The sequence below is a fragment of the Burkholderia stagnalis genome, assembly GCF_039848545.1.
Classification (GTDB): domain Bacteria; phylum Pseudomonadota; class Gammaproteobacteria; order Burkholderiales; family Burkholderiaceae; genus Burkholderia; species Burkholderia stagnalis.
Map to the genome: position 1 here is coordinate 1,877,870 of NZ_CP156686.1, position 25,345 is coordinate 1,903,214.

Here is a 25,345-nt window from a genome sequence, read left to right on the forward strand (position 1 = left end):
ATGACGAACGGCGCGCGGCCCACCCGGCCGCGCGCCGTTTGCCCGTCAGGACACCGCGCGCCGCGCATTGCGCCCGCGCAGCCATTCGAGCGCGAGCAGCAGGCTCGTCGAGAAGATGATCAGGATCGTCGCGAGCGCGGCGATCGTCGGGCTGATGTTCTCGCGGATGCCGGTGAACATCTGGCGCGGCAGCGTCGTCTGGTCGGCGCCGGCGAGGAACAGCGTGACCACCACCTCGTCGAACGACGTCGCGAACGCGAACAGCGCGCCCGACATCACGCCCGGCGCGATCACCGGCAGCGTCACGCGGAAGAACGTCGTGACCGGATTCGCGCCGAGCGACAGGCTCGCGCGCACCAGGTTGTGATTGAAGCCCTGCAGCGTCGCGGCCACCGTCGTGACGACGAACGGCACGCCGAGCGCCGCGTGCGCGGCGATCAGCCCCGTATAGGTGTTCGCGAGGCCGAGCGGCGCGAAGAACAGGTACATCCCCACCCCGACCACGACCACCGGCACGATCATCGGCGACAGCAGCACGGCCATCAGCAGCCCCTTGCCGCGGAAGTCGGCCTTGGTGAGCCCGATCGCCGCGAGCGTGCCGAGCACGGTCGCAACCACGGTCGCCGACGGCGCGACGATGAAGCTGTTCTTCGCGGCCATCCGCCACTCGTCCGACGCGATCAGGTTCTCGTACCAGCGCATCGAGAAGCCCGGGATCGGATACACGAGGAACGTGCTCGACGAGAACGACAGCGGCACGATCGCGAGCACCGGCAGGATCAGGTACAGCAGCGTCAGCACGACGAGCACGCGCAATGCGACGTACCACGCGCGCTCGACGAACGACATGTGCGGCGCGAACAGCGGCCTGGCGAGCAGTTTCATGTTCGGATTCCCCTTCCCTTGTTCCCGCGGCTCAGCCGAGGCTCACGTTCGAGCGCGTGAAGCGGTTGTAGATCGCGTACAGCACGAGCGTCGCCGCGAGCAGCAGCCCGCCGAGCGCACACGCCATGCCCCAGTTGATCGTCACGTTGGTGAAGTACGCGACGTAGTAGCTGACCATCTGGTCGTTCGGCCCGCCGAGCAGCGCGGGCGTGATGTAGTAGCCGATCGCGAGGATGAACACCAGCAGCGCGCCCGCGCCGATGCCCGGATAGGTCTGCGGCACGTACACGCGCCAGAACGCGGCGAACGGATGGCTGCCGAGCGACACGGCCGCGCGCTGGTAAGTCGGCGGAATCGCCTTCATCACGCTGTACAGCGGCAGGATCATGAACGGCAGCAGGATGTGCGTCATCGAGATGTACACGCCGACGCGGTTGAACAGCAGCGCGAGCGGCTGCGCGATCAGCCCGCTGCCGATCAGCGCCTTGTTGACGAGCCCTTCGCTCTGCAGCAGCACGATCCACGCGGCGACGCGCACCAGCACCGAGGTCCAGAACGGAATCAGCACGAGGATCATCACGAGGTTCGCGCGGCGCTCCGACAGCGTCGAGATCCAGTACGCGAGCGGATAGCCGAGCAGCAGCGCGAACAGCGTCACCGCGACGCCGATCACGAGCGTGCGGCCGAAGATCGCGAGGTAGATCGACTGGTCCGGATCGGCCTGCACGAGGTTGCCGAAGCCGTCCTGCTTGTGATCGAGCGCGGCGAGCAGGTAGAACGGCGAATACGCGCTGCCGTTCTTCGCGATCGCCTGCCAGTATGTGGCGTCGCCCCAGCGCGCGTCGAGCTCGACGAGTTTCGCGCGCTGCTGCGCGGGCGACAGCGCCTGGCCGTCGTCGCCCTTGAGCGGCATCGCGCGCGCCGTCTTCGCGACGAGCGAGCGGTAGCCGGGAATCTCGGTGTTGAGCCGCCGCGCGAGCGCGCCCATCGCCTCGCTGTCCGCCACCCGTGTCATGTCGGCGGCAAGCGCCGCGTACGCGGCATCGGCAGGCGGCGCCTTGCGGTCCCAGCCGGACAGCGCGGCCACCGTCTTCGGCAGCGCGGTCGCGATTTCCGGGTTCTGCACCGCGCGCGTGAGCAGCGCGCCGATCGGCACGACGAAGATGAGCAGCACGAACAGCGCGAGCGGCGCGACCAGCAGCAGCGCCATCGCGCGCTTGCGGGATTCGGCGGCCTTCAGCTCGCGTTTCAGCGCGGCAGTCGACGGCGTCGACGAAGAGGAAGCGATCGTCATGGTATTCAACGGTTCTCTCCGGCCGGACCAGGGGCCGGCGGCATGCCGCGCGACGCGTCGTGTTGCGCTCGCGTCGCGCGGCCGGTTGCGTCAGGCCTGCAACGCGATCACTTCGACGCCCATGCGGAGAAGCGCTGTTCGAGCTCGTCGCTGTGGTCGGTCCAGAACCCGATGTCCTGCAGCACCGCGTTCTTGCCGTTGCTCGGCGAGTTCGGCAGGTTCGCGAGCGTCTTCGCGTCGAGCGCCTTGATCGCGGCGATGTTGGCCGGGCCGTACGAGATGTGCTGCGCGTAGTCCTGCTGCGGCTTCGGCGTCAGCGAGTACGCGATGAACTTCTCGGCGAGCGCCTTGTTCGGCGTGCCCTTCGGAATCGCCCAGTAGTCGAGGTCGTAGATGCTGCCGTTCCACACCACCTTCAGGTTCTTGCCTTCCTTCTGCGCGGCGCTGATGCGGCCGTTGTACGCGGTCGACATCACGACGTCGCCGGCCACCAGGAACTGCGGCGGCTGCGCGCCCGCCTCCCACCACTGGATGTTCGGCTTCAGCTCGTCGAGCTTCTTGAACGCGCGGTCCTGGCCGGCCTTCGTGCCGAGCACCTTGTAGACGTCCTTCGGCGCGACGCCGTCGGCCATCAGCGCGAATTCGAGGTTGTAGCGCGCGCCCTTGCGCATGCCGCGCTTGCCCGGGAATTTCTTCACGTCCCAGAAATCGGCCCAGCTCGTCGGCGCGGTCTTCAGCTTGTCAGCGTTGTACGCGAGCGCGGTCGACCACACGAAGAAGCCGACGCCGCACGTTTGCGGCGATTCCGGAATCAGCTCGGACTTCTTCGCGATCTTCGACCAGTCGAGCTTCTCGTACAGGCCCTCGTCGCAGCCGCGGTTCAGGTCGCCCGATTCGACCTCCACCACGTCCCAGTTGACGTGCTTGGCCTCGACCATCGCCTTCACCTTCGCCTGCTCGCCGTTGTATTCGACGGCGGTCACCTTGGTGCCCGTCGACTTCTCGAACGGCTGGTTGAACGCGACCTTCTGCGCATCGCCGTTCGCGCCGCCGAAGTTGACGACCGTGATCTCGGCCGCCGATGCCGACGCGCCGAATACCGCCAGCGCCAGCGCGAACGCGGTGCGGCGTGCGGTAAAGCTTGCTCGATTCATGATGGTTCCTATCGTGGTGGAAGTGAGCCGTTGTTATTGACGACGTACTGCGGGAAAAATCGTGAAACCGCGCTTACGCGAACACGCGCAGGTGCTCGGGCGCAAACGCGAGCCCGACCGGCGCGCCGGGCGCGAACGCGTCGAGCGCGCCGGTGCCGAGCGGCACCTTGACGAAGCATTCGTCCTGCCCCGGCACCGCGCAGCGCATGCGCACGTGGTCGCCGAAGTAGATGAGGCTGCGCGCCTCGCCGGTCAGCAGGTTCGCGGCCGCGCCGTTCGCATGGCCATTCGTATGACCATTCGCGGCATGCGGCGCAAGGTTCATGCGTTCCGGACGGATGCACGCGACCGCGTCCGCGCCGGGCACGGCATTGCCGACATTGCGGCCGACGAGCCTGGTGCCGTCGCCGAGGCGGAATTCGCAGAATTCGCCGTCGACGCGCGCGATCGTGCCGCGCAGCCGGTTGCTGTCGCCGATGAAGTTCGCGACGAATTCGTTGCACGGCGATTCGTACAGGCGGTCGACGGTGTCGAGCTGCTGCACGATGCCCTTGTCGAACACGGCGACGCGGTCCGACATCGTCAGCGCCTCGCCCTGGTCGTGCGTCACGTACACGAACGTCACACCGAGCTTTTCATGCAGCGCCTTCAGCTCGTACTGCATGTGCTCGCGCAGCTGCTTGTCGAGCGCGCCGAGCGGCTCGTCCATCAGCACGAGCTGCGGCTCGAACACGAGCGCGCGGGCCAGCGCGATGCGCTGCTGCTGGCCGCCCGACAGCTGCGCCGGGTAGCGCTTCGCGAAGCGTTCCATCTGCACCATCTTCAGCGCATGCGCGACGCGCTCGGCGCGCTCGCCGGCCGGCAGCTTGCGTACCGTCAGCGGATACGCGACGTTCTGCTCGACGGTCAGGTGCGGGAACAGCGCGTAGTTCTGGAACACCATGCCGATGTTGCGCTTGTGCGGCGGCACGTTGTTCAGCAGCTCGCCTTCCAGGCGGATCTCGCCGCCCGTCGGGAACTCGAAGCCGGCCAGCATCATCAGGCAGGTGGTCTTGCCCGAGCCGGACGGCCCGAGCAGCGTCAGGAATTCCCCGCGGCGGATATCCAGGTCGAGCGATTTGACGACGAGCGTCTCGCCGTCGTAGGTCTTCCGCACACCGCGAAAGCTGACGATCACTTCATCGGTCTTCATCGAGGCTGTCCCCTTGCAACGCGACACGCATTATTGAGATGCAGACGACTATACGGCTGGCACGGTTCTATACTAGGGAACCATTTCAATATTCCTAGTAGGACCACTTTGGATACCGTGATCCTTGCCGACTGGCTTGCCGCGCGCATCGACCGCAGCTCGTCCGAGCCGATGTACCGCCAGTTGCTGCAGCTGATGCAGCAGGCGATCCTGACCGGAGAATTAGGGCCAGGCACCAAGCTGCCCAGTTCGCGCACGCTGGCCACCGACCTGTCGATCGCGCGCAATACCGTGCTGCATGTGTACGACCAGCTCACCGCCGAGGGCTACGTGCTGACGACCACCGGCAGCGGCACCTATGTCGCCGACACGCGCCCGGACGCCGCGGCGATGCACGCGCCGGGCGCCGCGCCGCCGCCGCCCGCGAACGGCGCGGCAGCGCCGCAGGACGGCGCGCAGGGCGGCCTGTCGATGCGCGGCCGCCAGTTGATCGAACATGCGGGCGTGTCGCGTCGCCAGTGGGGGGCGTTCATGCCGGGCGTGCCGGACGTGTCGGAATTTCCGAGCCGGACATGGAGCCGCCTGCAGGCGCGGCTATGGAAGGAGGCGAACCCGGAGCTGCTGACCTACGCGCCGGGCGGCGGCTACCGGCCGCTGCGGCGCGCGCTCGCCGATTACCTGCGCGTCGCGCGCTCGGTGAAGTGTTCGCCGGACCAGGTGATCATCACGACCGGCATCCACCAGTCGATCGATCTCGCCGTGCGCCTGCTGTCCGACATCGGCGATCGCGCGTGGGTCGAGGAGCCGTGCTACTGGGGCGTGCGCAGCGTGCTGCAGGCGGCCGGGCTGACGCTCGCGCCGGTGCCGGTCGACCAGGAAGGGCTCGACCCGCGCGCGAGCGACCTGCAGCATCCGCCGCGGCTCGTGCTCGTCACGCCGTCGCACCAGTATCCGCTCGGCATGGTGATGAGCCTCGCGCGGCGCCGGATGCTGCTCGAATACGCGCGGCAGACCCGCTGCTGGATCATCGAGGACGACTACGACAGCGAATTCCGCTACGGCAGCCGCCCGCTCGCGTCACTGCAGGGGCTCGACGACGGCGGCCGCGTGATCTACGTCGGCAGCCTCGGCAAGATGCTGTTCCCGGGCCTGCGGATGGGCTATATGGTCGTGCCGGAGCATCTCGTCGACACGTTCCGCACCGGTTTGTCCGAGCTGTACCGCGAGGGCCAGCTGATGCAGCAGGCCGTGCTCGCGGAGTTCATCATGGACGGCCACCTGACCTCGCACGTGCGGCGCATGCGCACGCTGTACGGCGAGCGCCGGCAGCTGCTGATCGATGCGATCCATGCGCGGTTCGGCGACGCGCTGCCGGTGATGGGCGACGAAGCCGGCCTGCATCTCGTGCTGGGCCTGCCCGATGCGTGCGACGATCGCGCGGTCACGCAGAGCGCGTTCGACGCGGGGGTGATCGTGCGGCCGCTGACGAGCTACTACAGCCAGGCCGACGCCGCACGGCCGGGCCTGCTGCTCGGCTATGCGTGCGTCGCGCACGAAAGCATCGGCCCCGCGTTCGACACGCTCGCGGCGACGATCGAGCGCCACCTGCCGTCACGCATGACGCGCGCGGCGTGAAGCCGCGCGCGCCGCTGCGGCGGCCTACTGCGCTGCCGCTGCGGCTGCCGCGCCGCGGTCGAGCGACGCCGCGCGCACCGCGTCGCCCGGTTTCGTGAACATGCGCTGGCGCAACGCCGCGATCTCCGCGTCGCGCTCCTGCGGCGTCAGCCCCAGCGCGACGATCTGCGCGCGCTGCGCCGCATAGTCCGCGTAGCGCCGCTGCCACGCGTCGTCGTCCTGCTGCATGCGCGCGACGCGCTCCGCGACTTCCGGGCCGAGCGTCTGGGTCAATTGCGCGCGCATCGCGTCCGGCGTCGCACCCGATTTCTGCAGCTGCGCAATCTGCGCGATCGCGGCCTGCTGCTGCGCGACGCGCTGCCGCTCCGCACGCGCGTCGGGCGGCAATTGCTGTTCGAGTGCAGCGAGCCGCTCCGCCTTCTGCGCATCGGTCAGCGTGCGATCCTGCGCGATCTTCAGCCGCGCGAGGTCATAGCGCTGCCGCCATTGCTCCGCGCCGAAGAACGGCTCGTTCCACTCGCCGAGCGCGCGACGCGCGATCGACGCGCGCTGGTCGAGCGCGAGCTGCAGCGTGGCGAGGTCGGACTTGTCGGCCACCGCACCCGCGCCCGGCAGCTTCGCCAGTTCGGCCAGGTACACGCGATACCGGTGCCACACGTCGAGCGCCTCCACCTGCGCGACGGTGCCGTCGAGCTGCGCGGCGACCTCGCGTGCGACCAGTGCGTCGAGCGCAGGCGCGTTCAGGTCGCTTTGCGCGGTCAGACAATAGTCGAAGAAATCGCGCACCGCGCGCGTTTTCGCCAGATGGCCGCCCGGATCGAGCGGCAGCCGCGGCGCGCTCGATCCGGCCAGCGGCGTCGGCAGGCCCGCGCCTGCGCTTGCGGCAACCGGCTGCGCCGCCGCGAGCGTGCCGGCGGACGCGACTGCATCCGCCGGTGCGCGAGGCGCCGCCGCGTCATGCCGCAACGCGATGCCGCGCCCGATCCACACGCCGCCCGCGACGACCAGCGCCACGGCGGCGGCCGTCACGACGCGCCGCGTCAGCGGCGCGCGTTCGTCACGTGCCGCCATCGGTCAGACGCCCGCGAGCTTGAGGCGGTTCGCGTGCGTGCGGATCACCGCGACCGGGTCTTCCGCGTAGGCGCCGCGCACGCCGAGGAGCTGGTTGATCTCGTCGACGTGGTTCCACTTGTAGCGCGTGCTCAGCACCTGTCCGAACAATGCGCTGCACTTCGACACGACGCCGTCGTTCTCGCCCGAGCCGCGATTGACCATCACGGTGCCGCTGCCGAGCAGCGCGAGCGTCGACGCGTCGAGCGCATTCGCCGGATCGACGACCGGAATCGTGCTCGTGTCCGTCGCGCCCGTCACGCCCAGCGCCGAAAACGTCGGCTGGATCGCGGTGCCGGCCCACGAATACAGCAGGTGCGTGTTGCCGCCCACCGTCTCCGTCGGCGCGCCGGTCTGGCACGAGCCGGGCGCGCCGAGGCCCGCGCTCGGATAGTTCTGGTTATAGGTCGCGGCCCGCGCCGTGGTCAGCGTCTGCAGCGCGGCGAGCGCGTCCTGGTTGGTGTTGTGCGTGCTGTTCGTCAGCGCGCCGAACACATTGACGAACGCCGCGATCACCGTCGACGACAGACCGGTCGGATCGTAGGCCAGCACGCCCTGCACGAAATCGGCGAACTCCGAGCCGCGATGCGGCGTGCCGATCGTCGTCACCGACGCGACGAGCTCCGGCGCGACGGCCGCGACGTAGCGCGAACTCAGGCCGCCCTGGCTGTGGCCGATCAGGTTGACCTTGGTCGCGCCGGTTTGCGCGAGCACCTGCTTCACGTACGCGAGCAGCTGTTCGCCGCGGCCGTTCGGGCCGTCGTCGCTCTGGAAGCCCGACAGGTTCGCGACGTACACGTTCGCGCCGCGCTGCTGCAGGTCCTGCTGGATGCCGTAAAAATAATCGAGCACGCCCGCGTACTTGTCGGTGCCCGTCAGCCCGTGCACGAGAATGATCGGATAACGCGTCGCCGCGTAGTCGTCGGCCGGCGCGGTCGCCGCCACCGCCGCGCGCGTGGTCGCGGCCGTCGCGAGCGCGGTCATGCCCGCGAACGGCGCGGCGCTCATCGCGCATGCCACTACCCCTGCCACCACCCTGGAACGCATTGCTCTGGCCATGCTTTTCTCCTGTTATTGGTGCTGCTGGTGCGAGAGAGATTGCCTCGACGCGCCGGCGCCCTCGTGCGCGGCGCGTCGAATGCGGGAGTGAAACATGACTGACGAATGTTTGTGCCCCCGTTAGATACGGTTCTCTAGTCGGTTGACGCGAGCGGTCGAAACCGGCGGGGCATCTCCCGTGCATGCGTTTGCTGCGTCGCACACACGGGATGCGCGCCATTCATGCGCCGCTCACATCTTCGCGCTGACCCGCACCCACGCGGTACGGCCCGGCTCGTTCACGGGGGTTCTGGCCGGATAGCCGAAGCCCGCGTTGCCGGCGAGGTTCAGGTGCTCCGTATAAGCCTTGTCGAGCACGTTGTCGACGCCCACCGACACCTGCACGGTCTTGCTCACGTTGTATTGCGCATGCAGCGACAGCACGCCGAAGCCCGCGCTCGAACCGAAGTCCTTGCCGACCACGTTGCCCTGGTTCAGCGCATAGCGATGCTGCGGTGCAACGACCCGCCACAACCCGCCCGCCGACCACGCGCCGCGCGTGTATTCGAGCCCGAAGCGCGCCTCGAGCGGCGGCATCTGCGGCAGCGGGTCGCCGCTCGTCGCGTTGCGTCCCCATGCATACGCGAGCGACGTCTCGACGCGCAGCGGCGCGACCGGCCGCCACGCGAGCCCGGCCTCGCCGCCCATGATCTGCGCGTTGACGTTGGTCGACTGCGTGGTCATCCCCATCTTGCCGGCCGCGTAGTTGAACAGGATGTAGTCCTGCACGTAGCCCGCGTAGCCGGACACCCACGCGTCGAGCTTGTCGCCGCGGTACTGCGCGCCGATGTCGAGCTGCGTAGTCTTCTCGGGCTGGACCGCCGAGAACGCGTTGACCGCGCCGTCCGGCCCGCGCTTCGCGGAGAACAGCTCCCAGTAGTCGGGGTAGCGCTCCGTATGGCCGATGCCCGCATACCACGTGACCGGCAGCGCCGCGAGATCGCGCTCGTAGCGGACGAAGCCGCTCGGCAGCACGCGCGAGCGGGTGTCGTCGAAGGTCGGGTTCGGCTTGCTCATCATGCCGCCGGTCGTCGGCCGCTTGTCGCGTGCGCTCGCATAGTCGACGCGCGCGCCGCCGATCACGCGCGACGCATCGCTCGCATACCAGGTCAGCTCGCCGAACGCGCCCGCGTTCCACATCGTCGCCTGCGCGTCCCACGGCTGGTCCCCGTAGTTCTGCCGCCCCATCGCCCCGCGCGAATCGAGCCGGTTCGACTGCGCGTCGACGCCGGTCACCAGCTTGAAGTCGCTGCCGAAACGGAACGTCGCCGCGGCGCGCGCGCCGAACGTGCGGCGCCGCACCTCCGACGCCATCCGCATCGGCATGCTGCTCGTCGGGTCGGGCTGCCGCAGCGTGTAGTTGTCCATCACGTGGTCGGCTTCGTTGTAGTACACGCGCGCCTCGATGCGCTCGAGCACGTCGCCGATGTGCCGCTTGTCGAACGACAGGCCGAACGTCTCGCGGCGGAAATGCGCGCCGTCCATTCCGCGCCCCGCGTAGCGCGCATAGCCGTCACCCCCGCCGGCCGTCAGCTCGACGCGCGTGTGGTCGTCCGGCGTCCAGCCGAGCGCCGCGTCGGCATTCCACTTGTCCCACTGTGACGGCACGGTGCGGCCGTTGCCGTCCTTGTAGTCGTCGGAATGCGCGTGGTTCGCGGTCACGCGGCCGTACACGTCCGGCGTGCCGGCCGTCACGTCGAGGTTCTGGTCGTTGCGCCCGAACGAGCCGCCGACGACGCTGCCGTCGAAGCGCATGCCGGGCTTGTCGAAGCGCGGCGTCACACGCTCGAACAGCACCGTGCCGGCCGATGCGCCCGGCCCGTACAGCACCGTCTGCGGCCCCTTCACCACCGTCACCTTGTCGTAGCTTTCCGGCGCGATGTACGACGTGGGCGCATCCATCCGGCCCGGGCACGCGCCGAGCGTCGGCATCCCGTTCGCGAGGATGTTGAGCCGCGAGCCGAACATGCCGCGCAGCACCGGGTCGCCGTTCGTTCCGCCGCTGCGGATCGACGTGAAGCCGGGAATCGTCTTCAGGTAGTCCGCGCCGTCGCTGGCGGGCAGCGGCTGGCGCGGCTTCTTCGGATCGGTGACGACGACGAGCGGCGTCGTCAGCGGCGACGCGACGACCTCGACCGGCGGCAGCATCTCGGCCACGCCGGCCGGTGCGGCCGCCGCCGTGTCGGCCGTGCGTGCAGCGTCGGTCGCCGCGCTGGCGGCCGTCATCGCGCTGGCGGCCAGCGCGGGCATCGTGAGTTTCAACATCAGCGGCAGGCGCCGCATACCGGCATTGCGCGGCGACGGTTGCGCGCGCAATTGAAAAATTGTCATGATCAAAGCCCGAGTAACGCCCTCCACGCGATCGTCGGATCGCACGGATATCGGCGGAAAGAAGAACGAGGAGAACCGCGTCAGGCGTTCACGGGCGGCGCGCGCGGGTACGCACGCGGATAGCGGCCGACGCGGGCCGCGACGGCGACGGGCGCGGCTGCGGATGCATCGGCGAGGAAGGCGGTGGGAAGCGGCGCGGCGGTGACGCCGCCGAGCGCCGGGGTATGCGTGAAGAAGCTGCAGTAGCCGCACGCATCGAGATGCAGTGCGTGATGCGCGCGATCCGCGCCCTGTGCACGATGCCCGCCATGCTCTGCACTGCAGACAATCGCGTCGGGTGTCGACGCCTGCGCGACGCGCCACTGCGACACCAGCGGCGCGACGATCGCGAACCAGATCGCGAGCATGCCCAGCCAGGCAGTCAGTGTGCGATGTCGGTTCGGCATGCGGGGTGTCGAGTAAGCGGAATGTAAAAGCAGACCGGATGTTACAGAATGTTCAGCGCCATGACCAGCCCGCGCGGGCCCGCCAATGCACGGGGGCGCATGGTTGTTCGTGCAACCATGCGCCCCCGGGGTGCGACGCAGCGGAGGAGCCGGCGCGGCTCACGGCGCCATGCGCTTGAGCATGCCGTCCCGCAGGAAGAAGTGGTGATAGAGCGCGGCGAGCGCATGCAGGCCGATCACGAAATAGAACGCGTTGCCGATCAGCTCGTGCGCGTCCTTGATGGCCGGCCGCAGCGCCTTGTCGGGCCCGAACAGCGTGAACGAGACGCCGAGCCAGTCGAGCGACACCGGCTTGCCGCCGAGGTTGATCATCATGATGCCCAGCAGCGGCTGCGCGATGATGAACGCGTACAGCGCGAGGTGCGTGAGCTTCGCGAGCCATTGCAGCAGCGCGGGCTGCGGCACCGGCGCCGGCGCGCGGCTGGCCGCTCGCCAGACGATCCGCAGCACCGACAGCACCAGCACGAGCGCGCCCGCGGTGAGATGCACGTTCATCCAGAACACGCGGCTGTCGCTGCCCTTCGGCCCGCGGATCTCGATCGCCAGATAGGCGAGCGCCACGAGCAGGAAGATCGCCCAGTGAAAGAAGATCGTGGGCGTGCTGTATCGCGCCTGTCTGGCGAGGATGTTTCTCATGCGTGGTCTCGTCTCGTATGCGGGGATGGGGCCGATGCCGTGGACGCAGGCCAGCGCCCGGCATGATGCAGCGATTGTAGCGGCACGGGCGGCGGGTTTGGATCGACGCGATCAAATATCCGACGATATTGCCGCGCCGTTGCGCGCACGAAGGCGACGCGGAAACACGCGACGCGCGGGCGCGACTGTGGCACGATGGAAACTTGTTTGCGTCGATGTCGTGCAGCGCCATGAGCAAAGCGTTCTTCGTGACAGCCTACCGGCTGATGGCCGCGCTGCTCGCCGTGTCGACACCGCTGCACAGCATCGCGGGCCGCTGGGGCATGCCGACGTTTCATCTCGGCAACTATCTCAGCTACTTCACCCAGCTGAGCAGCCTGTATGCCGCCGCCATGCTGCTGGCGGGGCTGTGGCGAGTCACCCGCCCGGGGTCCGCGCGCTACGAATCGATGCGCGGCGCGGCCGTGCTGTACATGCTGATCACCGCGATCGTCTACGAGCTGCTGCTCGCGCAGCACGACGCCATCCAGCACATCACGCCGGCCTACAACAACTGGGTGCTGCACCGCATCGTGCCGCTCGTCGTGCTCGGCGACTGGGTCTACGTCGAGCCGCGCAAGCCGATTCCGTGGCAGAGCGCGGTGACGTGGCTCGGCTTTCCGGTCATCTATCTCGCCTACACGCTCGTGCGCGGCGCGTGGGAAAACTGGTATCCGTATCCGTTCGTCGACCCGCGGCCCGACGGCTACCTGCCCGTCGCGCTGCAATGCACGCTGATCGCGCTCGGCGCGAGTGCGCTCGCGATGGCGATCCGCTGGCTCGGCAACCGGGCGAGGCCGGCCGCGACGGTCGGGGCGAACGAAGGTTGAACGGCGTGCGTGCGCGCATGGCGGCACGCACGCCGGCGCGATGCGCTCAGCCGCCGTTCCTCGGCAGGAAGCCCATCGGATCGACCACCTTGCCGTTCTGCCGCACCTCGAATTCGAACGTCGCCCGCCCGCTCGCATCGGTGCCCATCTCGGCGACCGGCTGTCCGGCCCGCACCGCATCGCCTTCGTTGACGAGCAGCTTGCCGTTGTGGCCGTACGCGGTGATCAGGCCGTTTTCGTGCTTCAGGATCACGAGCGGGCCATAGGCCTTGACGCCCGAGCCCGCGTACACCACGCGGCCGTTCGCGGCGGCGCGCACCGTCACGTCGGGCCCGGACGCGGCGATGGTGATCCCGCGCGTCTTGCCGGCCGAGAACGGCGCCGTCACGACGCCGGACGCAGGCCACGCGAGCGCGCCCGGCTGGGCCGCTGCCGCCGGCTGCGGCGCGAGCGACGTCGTCGCGGGCGGCGGCGCGACGCGCAGCACCTGGCCGGGCCGGATCATGTCGGTCGGCGCCATGTGGTTCCAGCTGGCCACGTCCTGCACGCGCTGGCCGAATGCGCCCGCGACGCTCGCGAGCGTATCGCCCGGGTTCACGCGGTAGTAGCCCGCGAGCACGCCCCCGGACGTGCTCGCCGTGGGCGCCGACGGCCGGTACGGCTGCCAGCTGTCGGTCCACGGCGTCATCGTGCAGCCCGCCAGCGCGGCGGCCACGACGGTGACAGCAGCCAGCGCCGCGCGCGGCAACCCGCGTTGCGCGGAAAAGTGGATGGGATTGATGTTGCTCAAGCGTACCTCCCAGATTTGCGTCGGTGCGACGCCCACCGCCCTCCGGCATGCGTCGCACCGTGTCCGGCGCGGCGGCCGGACCAACCAGAATCCGACCGCAGCCGCGGCCGGCAGTTTCCATGTAGGGGATCGCGCGCGGGTTCGCAGGCCCGTTTCGCGTCGTCCCGACCGGCAAAGATACCATTTGCGGCGGTCGGGGCTGCGACAAGCGCCCCGACCGGACACCGTCGCGCACGCGTCATCGCCCGCCGGCGCCGCATGCACGCGGCGTTCCGGCCCGGCCGGCGGCCGCGTCCGGGATGCGATCGCCAGCCCCCCGCCGGCCCGGCCGACCGCTCGCGATCCGTCACCTATACTCACTGATGCCCTGCCCGATCCGACGACAAGAGGAGACCCCCATGAACAACGCGACGTTTCTTTCCGTGCAGCTCGATGCCGAGGATTTCGCCGGTTCGAGCGGCCTCGTCGAACTGTTGAACCGGCACCTGCTGTTCGCGACCGACGTCGCGGAAGCCGCCGACGCGCTCGTACAGCTGGCGAGCGTCACCCACCTGTCGGGCGGTGCGCGCCGCAGCGTCGAGCTGCCGGTCGCGGCGATCGAGCGGCTGCGCGACGCGCTCGATACGCTGAGCGGCTACGACGAAACCTGGCTGATGGCGCTGGAGCCCGCCGACAAGCTGTTCAGGGATATCGGCCGCGGCCGGCGGCCGCTGCACTGACGTGTGGCACGTCGTCACGGCCGGGCCCGAAATGAAAACAGCCCGTCGTTCCATATCCTGGAACGACGGGCTGTGACGACAACCGGGTACGGGTGTTTCGACTCCGGCGGGCAGCCGGCGCGGCCTTCCGGCCGCTTCGATCAACGACCCTTGTAGACCGGCGCGCCGTCGGCGATGCGCTTGACGCCGTTCGGCCAGCGCGATTCCGACGCGACCGGTGCACCCGATTCCTGCTGGGCGGCCGGTTGCGCACCGTAGCCGCTCGTATCGGCAGCGGCGACGTTCTGTTGCGGGTTCAGGCGCGCTTCGGCTGCGAGGATGCCTTCCGGATAGTTCGTGCGGTCGCTGCCCAGCTTGTAGCCGGCCTTTTGCAGCGCGACCAGATCGGCCTTGACCTGATCACGGGTGACCGGGCCATTCTGTTGGGCGAAAGAGACTGCCGGGACAGCGAGGACGGCAGCAGCGGCGAACGTTGCGATCAGCGATTTCATGACTTACCTCCGTGATTTTTTGCTCCGCCGCACACACCGTGTCTGCAGCGATGGAACGAAGTTTAGTCCCGTGATCACTTAGGGAAAACCATGAATCTACAAAAACACTGTTTCGCCGTAGCTAACAATTCCGGAATCCGATATCCAGAAACCCTATCGATAGAATAGATTTTCGCAACAATTGCCGCCGCGCTGCCTTACACCGCTTACGACCAGTTCGCGTGGAAGCTGCCCGGCTTGTCGGTGCGCTCGAACGTGTGCGCGCCGAAGAAGTCGCGCTGCGCCTGCACGAGGTTCGCGGGCAGCCGCGCCGAACGATAGCTGTCGAAGTACGCGACGGCCGACGCGAACGCCGGCACCGGCACCCCGGCCCGCACCGCCGCGATCACGACCTCGCGCAGCGACGCCTGGTAGCTCGCGGCGATTTCCTGGAAGTACGGGTCGAGCAGCAGGTTCGCGAGCGCCGCGTCCTTCGCGTAAGCCTCCGTGATCTTCTGCAGGAAGCGCGCACGGATGATGCAGCCCGCGCGGAAGATCTTCGCGATCGTCCCGAGATCGAGGTTCCAGCCGTATTCCTCGGACGCGGTGCGCAGCTGCGCGAAGCCCTGCGCGTACGAGATCACCTTGCTCAGGTACAGCGCACGGCGCACGGCTTCGACGAACGCCGCGCGGTCGCCGGCGAGCGGCGTCGCGGCCGGGCCCGACAGCACCTTGCTGGCCGCCACGCGCTCCGTCTTCAGCGACGACAGCACGCGTGCGAACACCGACTCCGTGATCAGCGGCAGCGGCACGCCGAGATCCAGCGCGTTCTGGCTGGTCCACTTGCCGGTGCCCTTCTGCGCCGCGCGATCGAGGATCACGTCGACCAGGTGCTGGCCGGTTTCGTCGTCCTTCTTCGCGAAGATCTTCGACGTGATCTCCATCAGGTAGCTGTCGAGCTCGCCCTGGTTCCACTCCGTGTAGACCGCGCCCAGCTCGTCGTTGGTCAGGCCCGCGACGCCCTTCAGCACCGCATAGCTCTCGGCGATCAGCTGCATGTCGCCGTACTCGATGCCGTTGTGGACCATCTTCACGTAATGGCCCGCGCCGTCCGGCCCCATGTAGGCCACGCACGGCTCGCCGTCCGACGGCGCCTTCGCGGCGATCTGCTTGAGGATCGGCTCGACGAGGTCGTACGCGTCGCGCTGGCCGCCGGGCATGATCGACGGGCCGCGCAGCGCGCCCTCCTCGCCGCCCGACACGCCGGTGCCGATGAAGTGCAGGCCCGACTGCGCGAGCTCCTGGTTGCGGCGGATCGTATCGGTGAAGTGCGTGTTGCCGCCGTCGATCAGCACGTCGCCCTTTTCGAGCAGCGGCTTGAGCGCGGCGATCGTCGCGTCGGTGGCTTCGCCCGCCTTCACCATCATCAGGATGCGGCGCGGCGTCTCGAGCGATGCGACGAATTCCTCGAGCGTGTAGGTCGGCACCAGGTTGCGGCCGGGGAATTCGGCGATCAGTTCGTCGGTTTTCTCGCCGCTGCGGTTGTATACCGACACCGCATAGCCGCGGCTTTCGATATTGAGTGCGAGGTTGCGGCCCATTACCGCAAGGCCGATCACACCGATTGCTTGTTTGCCCATCAGTCAATTCTCCGGAAAAAACAGGGCGCGACCCGAACGGGCCGCGCGCACAGGCGAAAGGATAAGGGAAACGCGGCCGCGATGCGCGCCGGGCGTTACTGCTCGGCGTGCGGCAGGCGCCGGAAAACGACGCTCAGGTTGTTGGCGGGCATCTCGACGACCTCGATGCAGTCGAGCCCGCGATCGAGGCCGAGCGCGACGACCGCCTCGAGATCGCGCACGCCCCACGACGGATCGCGGCTGCGCAATTGCGCGTCGAACGCTTCGTTCGACGGCGCGGTGTGCCGGCCCTCGCGCCGGTACGGGCCGTAGAGCACCAGCACGCCGCCCGGCCGCAGCACGCGCGACGCGCCGGCGAACAGCGCGTCGGCGCAGGCCCACGGCGCGATGTGAATCATGTTGATGCAGACGATCGCGTCGAGCACGGCGAACGGCCAGGCCGCGTCGCGCACGTCGAATGCGCGCGGCACGTCGACGTTCGGCAGCCCCGCGTGCGCGACCCACGCGGCGATCGATTGGCGCGCCTGCGCGTCGGGGTCGCTCGGGTGCCAGCGCAGCCCGGGCAGCCCCGCCGCGAAATGCACGACGTGTTGGCCGGTGCCGCTGGCGATTTCGAGCACGTCGCCGCTGGCCGGCAGCACGCGCCGCAGCACGTCGAGAATCGGCGCGCGGTTGCGTTCGGCCGCGGGCGCTGAAAGCCGCAGCGACGGATCGACTGGGGTCGTGCCGGTCATGGTGCGATGTGCTCCGTAGTATCAAGGGGTTCGAGGCCGAGCCGCGCGTTCAGCGCATCGAGCGCGGGCGCGCAATGCGCCTCGACCTTCAGCGTCAGCATCGGATCGGCGCGCGTGTGGCCGAGATTGAGCGCGGCGACCGGCTTGTTCTGCGCCTGCGCCCACACGCAGAAGCGGTAGCCCGAGTACACCATCAGCGACGACCCGACGACCAGCAGCGCATCGGCCGCGTCGAGCGCCTGCGCGGCCGCGGCCACGCGCTCGCGCGGCACGTTCTCGCCGAAGAACACGACCGCCGGCTTCAGCAGGCCGCCGCACGCCGGGCACGCCGGAATGCGGAAGCGGTCGAGCGCATGCCATTCGAGATGCGCGTCGCCGTCGGCGGCCGGCTCCGCCTGCGCACCGAGCAGTTCGGGGTTCTCCGCTTCGAGCACGGCCTGGATCGCCGCCCGCGCATGCTGCGCGCCGCACGCGAGACAGGTCACGCCGCCGATGCCGCCGTGCAGTTCGATCACGTCGGTGCTGCCCGCACGCTGGTGCAGGCCGTCGACGTTCTGCGTGACGAGGCGTTCGATGCGCCCGGCGGCGCCGAGCCGCGCGAGCGCGACGTGCGACCGGTTCGGCCGCGCGCGGCCGACGACCGGCCAGCCGATCATGCTGCGCGCCCAGTAGCGCCGCCGCGCCGCGTCCGAGCCGAGGAACTCCTGAAGCTGGATCGGCGGGGAGCGCATCCATTGGCCGTTGCGGTCGCGATAGCCGGGAATGCCGGAATCGGTGCTGATGCCCGCGCCCGTCAGCACCAGCAGGCGCGGGTGGCGCTCGACGAACGCATGCAGCGCATCGAGCGCGGCCGGATCGACGGTGACGGCAGGAGACGTGGCGGATGCGACAGGGTCGGTCATGACGGCGGCAGGTGAGCGGGCGGAATCGGCCGGTCGGGCATTCGCGCGGCCGGCCTGCAGGTCCGCTCATCATACCGAACCCCGGCGCGCGCCGACGTCGATGGTGCCGATGGCACGCCACGCAAACCGGCGCGGCTGTCACGTCACCGCGCACAAAAAAAGGCGCCCATCCGCCAAAGGGTGATGGGCGCTTGAACAATTGATCCATCGGGGTTGTGGATCAACTGGAAACCTGGCGCTGCTGCATCCGCGAAGCCGTGCTGGGCGGATGGTCCCCGGTCAACGCCAATCGTTGCGTGTCATACGCGTCGCCGCACGCTGTCTACCCTCCCCATTCGCTCCGGTTGCCCGGATGCCTGACCGGCGATGCAACCGCCGCACGCACGCCGAAACCGGAGAGCGTTCGTGCAGCCTGCGCGTCGAGATGACCGTTCATGTCGTGTCGATCGCCGTTTCGTCTCCCGATGTCTGTCAAGGTGCCTCCCTTCGGCAGGCGCGTTCGGTTTCGGTTTTGAATCACACCGCCCGGCTGTCGCGCTCGATGCCGCTTCGGGTCTGCCGCGCCGCCCGCCGACATTTCGCGCGGCGTGCGAGACCCGCACCCTGTTCATCAGGATGACAAATCAATTGCTGGATGGCCGTCCGTCGGCCGGTGCCTGTCTCGATGCCCGTCAATGCCGGCGGACGGCGCCTGGCCGGGGGGCCGCGCGCGCGACGCATGCGTGAGACGGACAGTTGAAACGGACGCGGATTGTCGGACGGGATTCGGTGCCGAGCGTGATCAGGTCACCTCGAGCAGAAGTGGGTTGGGCACCCGAGATATTCGGCGCTTCATGCTTGCAACACGGCGCGTTGCGATTCGATCTTTTTTCATTCTCTTGTCCCCGATTCAAATACTCCCTGACCATCGGCATGCGAACGTCGATCCGGTTCGGTCGACCTGCACGCCGGCAGCACCCGGGTATATGCAAGGAGCGCACCATCTCGCGCAGCGCCATGCCTGGCGGGGCTCCGCAATCGGACGCCGCGAAACGCGGGCGCCCGGACGCGGCGAATGTTTCAGAGTTGAAACGCAGTGGCGGGGAAATCGTTTCGGGAGCGGGCGAAGCCCAGCGCCGACGCGGGCCGCCCCATAAAAAATATCCCGGCTCGGGAATCGAGCCGGGATGCAATCCGCCAACATTCGGAGTGGTGCGTCCGGAGCGAGAGGAAGAGCCCCGTCCGCGCGGCGGTCAGTTCGCTGCGATTTTATGCCGGCAGGTTCTCGCGAGGAATGGCCGCATCCGCCAAATCGCGGTGCGGATCGGACATCGGCACCATACCGCCCGCGCCCGCGCTGCCCGCACGCCATCCGCGCAAAACCGCTAGCATTCGGCAAGCACGATCGCGTGCGGTTGCTTATCCGTCGCATGCAACCGCGCCACCCTTATCCTTCAGCGAGAAGCAGATGACCACGCCCGCCCCCCGCCAACCCGGCATTGCGCACCGCGTCTTTTCCGCAGGCCGGCTCACGATCGGGCTGACGCTCCCGCTGCTGCGCAGCGGCGACATCGTCGCGGACTTCCACGAACAACTCGAACTCGCGGCGTTCGCCGACACGCTCGGCTTTCGCGCGCTGTGGGTGCGCGACGTGCCGCTGAACAGCGCCGACTATCCCGATCCCGTCGGCCATCTCGACCCGTGGGTCCTGCTCGGCGCGTTGGCCACGCGCACCCGCGACATCGCGCTCGCAAGCGGCGCGATCGTGCTGCCGCTGCGACATCCGCTGCACATCGCGAAGGGCGCGCTGTCCGTCGGCACGCTGTCCGGCGGACGCTTCATCCTCGGCCTCGGCTCCGGCGACCGGCCGCCCGAATACGCGGCCTTCGGCGTCGATGCCGATGAGCGCCGCGAACGGTATCGACGCCACTGGGAGGTCGTCGCCGCTGCGCTCGGCCTGCCGTCGCGCGTCACGCCCGACCGGGCTCCGCCGGACGCGCCCGACTTCGCGCTGCTGCCGCGCAGCGCCGACGCGATTCCGCTGCTCGCCGTCGGCTCCGGCGGACAGAGCGTCGACTGGATCGCCCGGCATTCGCTCGGCTGGATGACCTACCACCGCGATCCGGACACGCAGCGCGCGCGCCGCGACATGTGGCGCGGCGCAGTCGAGCGGCTCGCGGAACCGGGCTTTCGCGCATTCGGCGTCGCGATGCGGCTCGACCTCGACGCGCATCCCGATGCGCCGGCGACGGCGCTGCCGCTCGGCTATGCAAGCGGCCGGCATGCGCTGCTGCGCGTGCTGCAGGACATGCGTGCGGCGGGCACGCATCACGTGAGCCTGAATCTCGGCTCGAACCGGCCCGTGCGCGACGTGCTCGAGGAAATCGCCGCGCACGTGCTGCCGGCGTTTCATGAAGACGCGTGACGATCAGGCCACCCGTTGCTTCGACACAGGGATCCGCGCCCCGTCACGTGCGCGCCGCCCACTCCACCGCCTGCCGCCCCGAGCCGTTGCCGCCGATCGCGTCGATCAGGTAATCGACAAACGACGCGATCCGCGACGAGAGCGCCGTATTCCGGTAGTACACGGCATGGATCGGCTGCCGCACGTCCTGCGTGTGGCGCGCGAGGACCTGCACGAGCCGTCCGGCCTCGCGATCCTGCGCGGTCATGAAATCCGACAGGCAGACGATACCCGCGCCTTCGAGCGCCAGTTGCCGAAGCGTCTCGCCGCTCGACGACCACACGTCGGGCTCGATGCGGTACGGTTCGCCGTCGGCGCCGAGGATTGGCCAGACGTTCAGCGATTCCGGCTGGTTGAAGCCGAGCAGCGCATGCTCGGCGAGATCGTCGACCTTGCGCGGCTGGCCGTGTGCCTCGAGATACGCGGGGCTCGCGAGCATCCGCAGCCGGCTGTTGGCCACCATCCGGCTGCGCAAGGTCGAATCCTTGAGCCGGCCGATCCGGATCGCGACGTCGGTGCGCCGCTCGAGCAGGTCGATGATGCCTTCGTTGCTGTTCAGCTCCAGTTCCACCTGGGGAAAGCGCTCGCGATAGCCGCGCACGAGCGGCACGATCACGTGCAGCATGAACGGCGACGCCGCATCGACCCGCAGCCGCCCCGACGGCTGCTCCTGGCGCGCAATCATCTGTTCTTCCGCGCTTTCGACCGATTCGATGATCGCGCGCGCATCCTGCAGGAACGCCCGCCCCTCCTCGGTCAGCGCGAGGCGGCGCGTGGTCCGCCGCAGCAGCGTGGTCTTCAGCTTTTCCTCGAGCCGCGCGAGCGTGCGGCTCGTCGCCGACACGGTCAGGTCGAGCTGCTGCGCGGCCGCGGTGATCGAGCCCGTGTCGACCACGGTCGCAAAGGCCTGGAGTTCGTCGAGCGTGACTTTCATTCTTGCGTTGAAATCAAAGCGATCTGCTTTATAGGCTGATTCTTGTTCAAAAGTAAAGCGGGCAGCCGCGTTCGCTTTCCAGCGCGCCACTGCGCTATTCCGGCGCCCTGACGTAGTAGATGTCCCACTCCGCCTCGTCGACTTTCCGGAATCCGTGCCTCTGGTAGAAGCGGTTCGACGCGCTTTCGCGCAACGCGCCGACCTTGACCGGAAGCGCGCGGGCCTCGGCGTCGGCCACGACCGACGCGAGCACCGCCGCGCCGATCCCCTTTCCCTGGTGCGCCGGCAGGATGTACAGATGTTCGAGCGTCACGAACGCCGCGTCGGGCTTCGCGAGAAAGAATCCGACGGTCGCGCCGTCTGCCACGATGTACTTGCAGTACGCGGGATCGAAGGACGCCAGGAAGCGCGCGCGTGCCCGCTGCGGATCGAAGCGGCCGATGCGCTCGAGGCTCTCGCGCATCGCGGCGATGCGAATCGAGATCAATGCTTCGACATCGTCGTGCGTCGTGCTTGCGTAGGTCAGGTTCATCTGCCGGCTCTCCTCGCGGCCTCGCGACGCGGCGCCATTCCGGATCGGGATGCCTCGGCGATTATCAGCGATTCACTTACGCATGTCGAACCCCGGATGCTCGCGACGATTCGCGCGCCCGGATCCGCGCAGCCAGCGGGTTCGCCCAATGCCGGTACGCAAGCTCACCGGGATGAAAACCGTCGCTCGCGAGCGCATCGGGATGCAGCGGCAACGCGACCGACAGCACATCGCAGTTCGGCCGGTCGCGCACGGGTCGCCGGGCAGCAGCGTCAGCCATCGACCTTGTAGCCGGGCAGCACCTGCCCCAGCCGCGCGCCCATCTCCGCGCCGAGTGCCTGCAGCGCGTTGAACGGGCGGATCATCACCTCGAATTCGACGATGCGTCCGTCGGTGTCGAAGCGGATCATGTCGATGCCCTTGAGCTGCTTGTCGCCGACCGTCGCGCTGAATTCGAGCACCACGCTCATCCCGTCGCCGCTGCCGAATTCACGGTGATAGGTGAAGTCCCTGAAGATCGTGATCACCGTCTGCAGCGCCATCAGCAGCGCGGGCGCCGGGCCGTAAGGCCTGAACGCCATCGGCGAGCGGAACACCGCATCCGGATGGACGATCGAGGCCAGCGTGCTCAGGTCCTTGCTTGCGACCAGCGCATGCCAGGTTGCGAGGGACTTCGCGACAGCGGGATGGTGCGGCGTGAATGCTTCCGTCATGGCGTGCTCCTTGTCGTCAGGCAGGAAAAGGTCGATCGGGTGTCAAAGGGTGGCGGCGAGCGTGGTGCCCTGATGGATCGCGCGCTTCGCGTCGAGTTCGGCCGCCTCGCACGCGCCGCCGATCAGGTGCACCGGACACCCGGCCGCCCGCAACTGTTCGGCGAGTTCGCGCAGCGGCTCCTGCCCCGCGCAGATCACCACGTGGTCCACCGGCAGCGTCTGCGGCACGCCGCCGATCGTCACGTGAAGGCCGTCGTCGTCGATGCGGCGGTATTCCACCGACGACGACATCGCGACGCCGCGCGCCTTCAGCGCCGCGCGATGAATCCAGCCGGTGGTCTTGCCGAGCCCGTCGCCCACCTTCGACGGCTTGCGCTGCAGCAAGTGCACCTGCCGCGCCGCCGGCTCGGGCCGCGGCGCGCGCAGGCCGCCGGCCTGCGCATACGCGGTATCGACGCCCCATTCGGCGAAAAAACCATCCCGGTTCAGGCTCGTGCCGTGGCCGCCGTGCGTGAGAGCCTCGGCCACGTCGAAGCCGATCCCGCCCGCGCCGACGATCGCCACGTTGCGCCCGACCGCCTTGCCGTCGCGCAGCACGTCGAGATAGCCGAGCGCCTTCGGGTGGCCGATGCCGTCGATCGGCGGCGTGCGCGGCACGACGCCGGTCGCCAGCACCACCTCGTCGAAGCCGCCCTGCAGCAGCAGTTCGGCGCTCGCGCGGGTCTCGAGCCGCAGGTCCACGCCACGCAGCGCGATCTGCCGGCGAAAGTAGCGCAGCGTCTCGTCGAACTCTTCCTTGCCGGGCACCTTCCGCGCGATGTTGAACTGTCCGCCGATCTCGGCGCCGGCCTCGTACAGCGTGACCGCATGGCCGCGTTCGGCCGCCGTCACCGCGAAGCTGAGCCCCGCGGGCCCGGCCCCGACCACGGCGATCCGCTTGCGCGCGGGCGCCGGGCGGATCACGAGCTCGGTTTCATGGCACGCGCGCGGGTTCACGAGGCAGGACGTGATCTTGCCGGAGAACGTGTGATCGAGGCATGCCTGGTTGCAGCCGATGCAGGTGTTGATTTCGTCGGCGCGCCCCTCGCGGGCCTTGCGGACGAATTCGGCGTCGGCCAGGAACGGCCGCGCCATCGACACCATGTCGCACACGCCGTCGGCGAGCAGCCGCTCGGCCACCTCCGGCGTATTGATCCGGTTGGTCGCCACGAGCGGAATGCCGACCTTGCCCATCAACTGCTGCGTGACCCACGCATACGCGGCGCGCGGCACCTTGGTCGCGATGGTCGGCACCCGCGCCTCGTGCCAGCCGATGCCGGTATTGATGATCGTCGCGCCGGCCGCCTCGATCGCCTGCGCGAGCCGGATCACTTCGTCGAGCGTCGAGCCGCCTTCGACGAGATCGAGCATCGACAGCCGGTAGATGATGATGAAATTCACGCCGACGCGTTCGCGCACCCGCCGCACGATCTCGACCGGAAAGCGGATGCGGTTGTCGTACGCGCCGCCCCATGCGTCGTCGCGATGGTTCGTGCGCGCGGCGATGAACTCGTTGATCAGGTAGCCCTCGGAGCCCATGATCTCGACGCCGTCGTAGCCCGCGTGCTGCGCGAGCGCCGCGCAGCGCACGTAATCGGCGATCGTCTCCTCGACCTCGTCGCCGCTCAGCGCGTGCGGCGTGAACGGATTGATCGGCGCCTTCAGCGCGCTGGGCGCGACGAGCGCCGGGTGGTACGCATAGCGGCCGAAATGCAGGATCTGCAGCGCGATCTTGCCGCCCTCCGCATGCACCGCGCGCGTCACGACGCGATGCTGCCCGGCGTCCGCCTCCGTCGTCAGCATCGCGCCGCCCGGCGCCGGGCGGCCGCGCTCGTTCGGCGCGAAGCCGCCCGTGACGATCAGGCCGGCTTCGCCGCGCGCCCGCTCCGCATAGAACGCCGCCATCCGCTCGAAGCCGTTCGGCGCCTCCTCGAGGCCGACGTGCATCGAGCCCATCAGCACGCGGTTTCTGAGCGACGTGAAGCCGAGCTCGAGCGGGGTCGTCAAGTGGGGATAGCGGGTCATCGGTCGTGTCTCCGTATTTATGCAACAAGTTGCACAGATACTAGCGCGCCGCTTTCGTTCATGCAACATGTTGCATAAACAAGGCCTTGCCCTTTAACCCTGTGTCCCCGATATGGCAAGATGCGTGCAGTCCCGTGAATTCGACCGATTCGACATGTCACTGCCTCACGCACTCCTCACCGCGCTGGCCGAGCGCCCCGGCTCCGGCTCGGAACTCGCCGGCCGCTTCGATCGCTCGATCGGCTATTTCTGGCAAGCGACGCACCAGCAGATCTATCGCGAGCTGGGCCGCCTCGAGGAGATGGAATGGATCGAATCGCTGCCCGCCGAATCCGGACGCGGCCGCAAGCGCGCGTACCGAATCCTGCCGGCCGGCAAGAAGGAGCTGCGCCGCTGGATCGCCGAGCAGGAAGACCCGACGCCGCTGCGCGACGCGCTGATGGTGCGGCTGCGTGCGGAAGCGGTGCTCGGCCCCGCCGGCCTGGAGGACGACCTCACGCGGCGCCTGGCGCTGCATCGGGAAAAGCTCGACCTGTATCGGCAGATCGAGGCGCGCGATTTCCCGGCAGAAACGGATTCACGCGCAAAGCGCCTGCAGCACCTGGTGCTGAAGGCCGGTATCGCGCAAGAGGCGTTCTGGGTCGAGTTCGCGCAGGAGGCGCTCGACATCCTGCGGCTGCCGAAGGGATAACCG

The 25,345-nt window shown here is 68.7% G+C and carries 23 protein-coding genes and 1 pseudogene; 6 read left to right on the plus strand and 18 right to left on the minus strand.

Annotated features, from left to right (window positions below):
* Positions 1-45 precede the first annotated feature (45 nt).
* The 4 genes from ABFO07_RS25065 to ABFO07_RS25080 all read right to left on the minus strand — a co-directional run bounded on the left by ABFO07_RS25065 (position 46) and on the right by ABFO07_RS25080 (position 4,525).
* Positions 46-885 carry an ABC transporter permease gene (locus ABFO07_RS25065; RefSeq protein ID WP_059566001.1) on the minus strand — a complete coding sequence of 280 codons (840 nt, stop codon included), beginning with the start codon at positions 883-885 and terminating at the stop codon, positions 46-48.
* Between the two features lie 31 nt (positions 886-916).
* Positions 917-2,179, minus strand: coding sequence for an ABC transporter permease (locus ABFO07_RS25070; protein ID WP_059566000.1), 1,263 nt, complete (start codon positions 2,177-2,179; stop codon positions 917-919).
* A 107-nt stretch (positions 2,180-2,286) separates the two neighbouring features.
* A complete protein-coding gene (locus ABFO07_RS25075; RefSeq protein ID WP_059565999.1) occupies positions 2,287-3,333 on the minus strand; it encodes an ABC transporter substrate-binding protein in 1,047 nt (348 codons plus the stop codon).
* Positions 3,334-3,406: 73 nt separating this feature from the next.
* On the minus strand, positions 3,407-4,525 hold the full coding sequence (locus tag ABFO07_RS25080) for an ABC transporter ATP-binding protein (RefSeq protein WP_059808591.1): 1,119 nt from the start codon (positions 4,523-4,525) through the stop codon (positions 3,407-3,409).
* A gap of 108 nt (positions 4,526-4,633) precedes the next feature.
* Between ABFO07_RS25080 and ABFO07_RS25085 the strand changes: the two genes are divergently transcribed.
* Positions 4,634-6,160 carry a PLP-dependent aminotransferase family protein gene (locus ABFO07_RS25085; RefSeq protein WP_059808594.1) on the plus strand — a complete coding sequence of 509 codons (1,527 nt, stop codon included), beginning with the start codon at positions 4,634-4,636 and terminating at the stop codon, positions 6,158-6,160.
* Positions 6,161-6,184: 24 nt separating this feature from the next.
* Here the strand turns inward: ABFO07_RS25085 and ABFO07_RS25090 are convergent, their stop codons facing one another.
* The 5 genes from ABFO07_RS25090 to ABFO07_RS25110 all read right to left on the minus strand — a co-directional run bounded on the left by ABFO07_RS25090 (position 6,185) and on the right by ABFO07_RS25110 (position 11,841).
* Positions 6,185-7,231 carry a lipase secretion chaperone gene (locus ABFO07_RS25090; protein WP_059808597.1) on the minus strand — a complete coding sequence of 349 codons (1,047 nt, stop codon included), beginning with the start codon at positions 7,229-7,231 and terminating at the stop codon, positions 6,185-6,187.
* A 3-nt stretch (positions 7,232-7,234) separates the two neighbouring features.
* Positions 7,235-8,329, minus strand: a complete 1,095-nt coding sequence (locus tag ABFO07_RS25095) for a triacylglycerol lipase (protein ID WP_059565995.1) — start codon at positions 8,327-8,329, stop codon at positions 7,235-7,237.
* A 231-nt stretch (positions 8,330-8,560) separates the two neighbouring features.
* The gene (locus ABFO07_RS25100) at positions 8,561-10,699 is read right to left on the minus strand and encodes a TonB-dependent copper receptor (RefSeq protein WP_060013778.1); all 2,139 of its coding nucleotides are present in this window, start codon (positions 10,697-10,699) and stop codon (positions 8,561-8,563) included.
* Between the two features lie 80 nt (positions 10,700-10,779).
* Positions 10,780-11,145 (minus strand): DUF2946 domain-containing protein, encoded by a 366-nt coding sequence (locus tag ABFO07_RS25105; RefSeq protein ID WP_060013780.1) that lies wholly within the window; start codon positions 11,143-11,145, stop codon positions 10,780-10,782.
* Positions 11,146-11,304: 159 nt separating this feature from the next.
* A complete protein-coding gene (locus ABFO07_RS25110; protein WP_059808605.1) occupies positions 11,305-11,841 on the minus strand; it encodes a cytochrome b in 537 nt (178 codons plus the stop codon).
* 230 nt (positions 11,842-12,071) lie between these two features.
* Between ABFO07_RS25110 and ABFO07_RS25115 the strand changes: the two genes are divergently transcribed.
* Positions 12,072-12,710: a Pr6Pr family membrane protein gene (locus ABFO07_RS25115; RefSeq protein WP_059884493.1), complete on the plus strand. Its 639-nt coding sequence runs from the start codon at positions 12,072-12,074 to the stop codon at positions 12,708-12,710.
* 46 nt (positions 12,711-12,756) lie between these two features.
* Here ABFO07_RS25115 and ABFO07_RS25120 read toward each other — a convergent pair whose 3' ends face one another.
* Positions 12,757-13,500 (minus strand): peptidoglycan DD-metalloendopeptidase family protein, encoded by a 744-nt coding sequence (locus tag ABFO07_RS25120; protein WP_059808608.1) that lies wholly within the window; start codon positions 13,498-13,500, stop codon positions 12,757-12,759.
* A 398-nt stretch (positions 13,501-13,898) separates the two neighbouring features.
* On the opposite strand from ABFO07_RS25120, the gene ABFO07_RS25125 reads away from it, so the two are divergent.
* The gene (locus ABFO07_RS25125; protein WP_059808611.1) at positions 13,899-14,219 is read left to right on the plus strand and encodes a hypothetical protein; all 321 of its coding nucleotides are present in this window, start codon (positions 13,899-13,901) and stop codon (positions 14,217-14,219) included.
* A 140-nt stretch (positions 14,220-14,359) separates the two neighbouring features.
* On the opposite strand, the gene ABFO07_RS25130 is transcribed toward ABFO07_RS25125, so the two are convergent.
* Positions 14,360-14,710, minus strand: coding sequence for a DUF4148 domain-containing protein (locus tag ABFO07_RS25130; RefSeq protein WP_059565989.1), 351 nt, complete (start codon positions 14,708-14,710; stop codon positions 14,360-14,362).
* Positions 14,711-14,916: 206 nt separating this feature from the next.
* The gene (gene gndA, locus ABFO07_RS25135) at positions 14,917-16,329 is read right to left on the minus strand and encodes an NADP-dependent phosphogluconate dehydrogenase (RefSeq protein WP_060150229.1); all 1,413 of its coding nucleotides are present in this window, start codon (positions 16,327-16,329) and stop codon (positions 14,917-14,919) included.
* Between gndA and ABFO07_RS25140 the strand changes: the two are divergent.
* Positions 16,318-16,410: pseudogene (locus tag ABFO07_RS25140) on the plus strand (6-phosphogluconate dehydrogenase); the annotation flags it as partial. The gene gndA and the pseudogene ABFO07_RS25140 overlap by 12 nt on opposite strands.
* Positions 16,411-16,424: 14 nt before the next feature.
* On the opposite strand, the gene ABFO07_RS25145 reads toward ABFO07_RS25140, so the two are convergent.
* Both ABFO07_RS25145 and ABFO07_RS25150 read right to left on the minus strand, forming a co-directional pair.
* The gene (locus ABFO07_RS25145; RefSeq protein ID WP_322229127.1) at positions 16,425-17,063 is read right to left on the minus strand and encodes a DUF938 domain-containing protein; all 639 of its coding nucleotides are present in this window, start codon (positions 17,061-17,063) and stop codon (positions 16,425-16,427) included.
* Positions 17,060-17,965 (minus strand): NAD-dependent protein deacetylase, encoded by a 906-nt coding sequence (locus tag ABFO07_RS25150; RefSeq protein ID WP_059988850.1) that lies wholly within the window; start codon positions 17,963-17,965, stop codon positions 17,060-17,062. Before ABFO07_RS25150 ends, ABFO07_RS25145 begins: the two co-directional genes overlap by 4 nt.
* A gap of 1,447 nt (positions 17,966-19,412) precedes the next feature.
* On the opposite strand from ABFO07_RS25150, the gene ABFO07_RS25155 reads away from it, so the two are divergent.
* Positions 19,413-20,369, plus strand: a complete 957-nt coding sequence (locus ABFO07_RS25155; RefSeq protein ID WP_060028005.1) for an LLM class oxidoreductase — start codon at positions 19,413-19,415, stop codon at positions 20,367-20,369.
* Between the two features lie 43 nt (positions 20,370-20,412).
* Here ABFO07_RS25155 and ABFO07_RS25160 read toward each other — a convergent pair whose 3' ends face one another.
* The 4 genes from ABFO07_RS25160 to ABFO07_RS25175 form a co-directional block, all read right to left on the minus strand.
* The gene (locus ABFO07_RS25160; RefSeq protein WP_059808625.1) at positions 20,413-21,342 is read right to left on the minus strand and encodes a LysR family transcriptional regulator; all 930 of its coding nucleotides are present in this window, start codon (positions 21,340-21,342) and stop codon (positions 20,413-20,415) included.
* Between the two features lie 94 nt (positions 21,343-21,436).
* On the minus strand, positions 21,437-21,874 hold the full coding sequence (locus ABFO07_RS25165; protein WP_059808628.1) for a GNAT family N-acetyltransferase: 438 nt from the start codon (positions 21,872-21,874) through the stop codon (positions 21,437-21,439).
* Positions 21,875-22,146: 272 nt separating this feature from the next.
* Positions 22,147-22,587 carry a nuclear transport factor 2 family protein gene (locus tag ABFO07_RS25170; protein ID WP_059910301.1) on the minus strand — a complete coding sequence of 147 codons (441 nt, stop codon included), beginning with the start codon at positions 22,585-22,587 and terminating at the stop codon, positions 22,147-22,149.
* Positions 22,588-22,629: 42 nt separating this feature from the next.
* Complete coding sequence (locus tag ABFO07_RS25175) at positions 22,630-24,651, minus strand: NADPH-dependent 2,4-dienoyl-CoA reductase (protein WP_347468750.1); 2,022 nt, start codon at positions 24,649-24,651, stop codon at positions 22,630-22,632.
* Between the two features lie 154 nt (positions 24,652-24,805).
* Here ABFO07_RS25175 and ABFO07_RS25180 point away from each other — a divergent pair, with 154 nt between their 5' ends.
* Positions 24,806-25,342: a PadR family transcriptional regulator gene (locus ABFO07_RS25180; protein WP_059808637.1), complete on the plus strand. Its 537-nt coding sequence runs from the start codon at positions 24,806-24,808 to the stop codon at positions 25,340-25,342.
* Positions 25,343-25,345 lie beyond the last annotated feature (3 nt).

What these genes read in the sequence shown, in the direction of transcription:
- ABFO07_RS25065 (WP_059566001.1), bottom strand. Translation starts at nt 885, where the DNA reads ATGAAACTGCTCGCCAGGCCGCTGTTCGCGCCGCACATGTCGTTCGTC.
- ABFO07_RS25070 (WP_059566000.1), bottom strand. Translation starts at nt 2,179, where the DNA reads ATGACGATCGCTTCCTCTTCGTCGACGCCGTCGACTGCCGCGCTGAAA.
- ABFO07_RS25075 (WP_059565999.1), bottom strand. Translation starts at nt 3,333, where the DNA reads ATGAATCGAGCAAGCTTTACCGCACGCCGCACCGCGTTCGCGCTGGCG.
- ABFO07_RS25080 (WP_059808591.1), bottom strand. Translation starts at nt 4,525, where the DNA reads ATGAAGACCGATGAAGTGATCGTCAGCTTTCGCGGTGTGCGGAAGACC.
- ABFO07_RS25090 (WP_059808597.1), bottom strand. Translation starts at nt 7,231, where the DNA reads ATGGCGGCACGTGACGAACGCGCGCCGCTGACGCGGCGCGTCGTGACG.
- ABFO07_RS25095 (WP_059565995.1), bottom strand. Translation starts at nt 8,329, where the DNA reads ATGGCCAGAGCAATGCGTTCCAGGGTGGTGGCAGGGGTAGTGGCATGC.
- ABFO07_RS25100 (WP_060013778.1), bottom strand. Translation starts at nt 10,699, where the DNA reads ATGACAATTTTTCAATTGCGCGCGCAACCGTCGCCGCGCAATGCCGGT.
- ABFO07_RS25105 (WP_060013780.1), bottom strand. Translation starts at nt 11,145, where the DNA reads ATGCCGAACCGACATCGCACACTGACTGCCTGGCTGGGCATGCTCGCG.
- ABFO07_RS25110 (WP_059808605.1), bottom strand. Translation starts at nt 11,841, where the DNA reads ATGAGAAACATCCTCGCCAGACAGGCGCGATACAGCACGCCCACGATC.
- ABFO07_RS25115 (WP_059884493.1), top strand. Translation starts at nt 12,072, where the DNA reads ATGAGCAAAGCGTTCTTCGTGACAGCCTACCGGCTGATGGCCGCGCTG.
- ABFO07_RS25125 (WP_059808611.1), top strand. Translation starts at nt 13,899, where the DNA reads ATGAACAACGCGACGTTTCTTTCCGTGCAGCTCGATGCCGAGGATTTC.
- ABFO07_RS25130 (WP_059565989.1), bottom strand. Translation starts at nt 14,710, where the DNA reads ATGAAATCGCTGATCGCAACGTTCGCCGCTGCTGCCGTCCTCGCTGTC.
- gndA (WP_060150229.1), bottom strand. Translation starts at nt 16,329, where the DNA reads ATGGGCAAACAAGCAATCGGTGTGATCGGCCTTGCGGTAATGGGCCGC.
- ABFO07_RS25145 (WP_322229127.1), bottom strand. Translation starts at nt 17,063, where the DNA reads ATGACCGGCACGACCCCAGTCGATCCGTCGCTGCGGCTTTCAGCGCCC.
- ABFO07_RS25150 (WP_059988850.1), bottom strand. Translation starts at nt 17,965, where the DNA reads ATGACCGACCCTGTCGCATCCGCCACGTCTCCTGCCGTCACCGTCGAT.
- ABFO07_RS25155 (WP_060028005.1), top strand. Translation starts at nt 19,413, where the DNA reads ATGACCACGCCCGCCCCCCGCCAACCCGGCATTGCGCACCGCGTCTTT.
- ABFO07_RS25160 (WP_059808625.1), bottom strand. Translation starts at nt 21,342, where the DNA reads ATGAAAGTCACGCTCGACGAACTCCAGGCCTTTGCGACCGTGGTCGAC.
- ABFO07_RS25165 (WP_059808628.1), bottom strand. Translation starts at nt 21,874, where the DNA reads ATGAACCTGACCTACGCAAGCACGACGCACGACGATGTCGAAGCATTG.
- ABFO07_RS25170 (WP_059910301.1), bottom strand. Translation starts at nt 22,587, where the DNA reads ATGACGGAAGCATTCACGCCGCACCATCCCGCTGTCGCGAAGTCCCTC.
- ABFO07_RS25175 (WP_347468750.1), bottom strand. Translation starts at nt 24,651, where the DNA reads ATGACCCGCTATCCCCACTTGACGACCCCGCTCGAGCTCGGCTTCACG.
- ABFO07_RS25180 (WP_059808637.1), top strand. Translation starts at nt 24,806, where the DNA reads ATGTCACTGCCTCACGCACTCCTCACCGCGCTGGCCGAGCGCCCCGGC.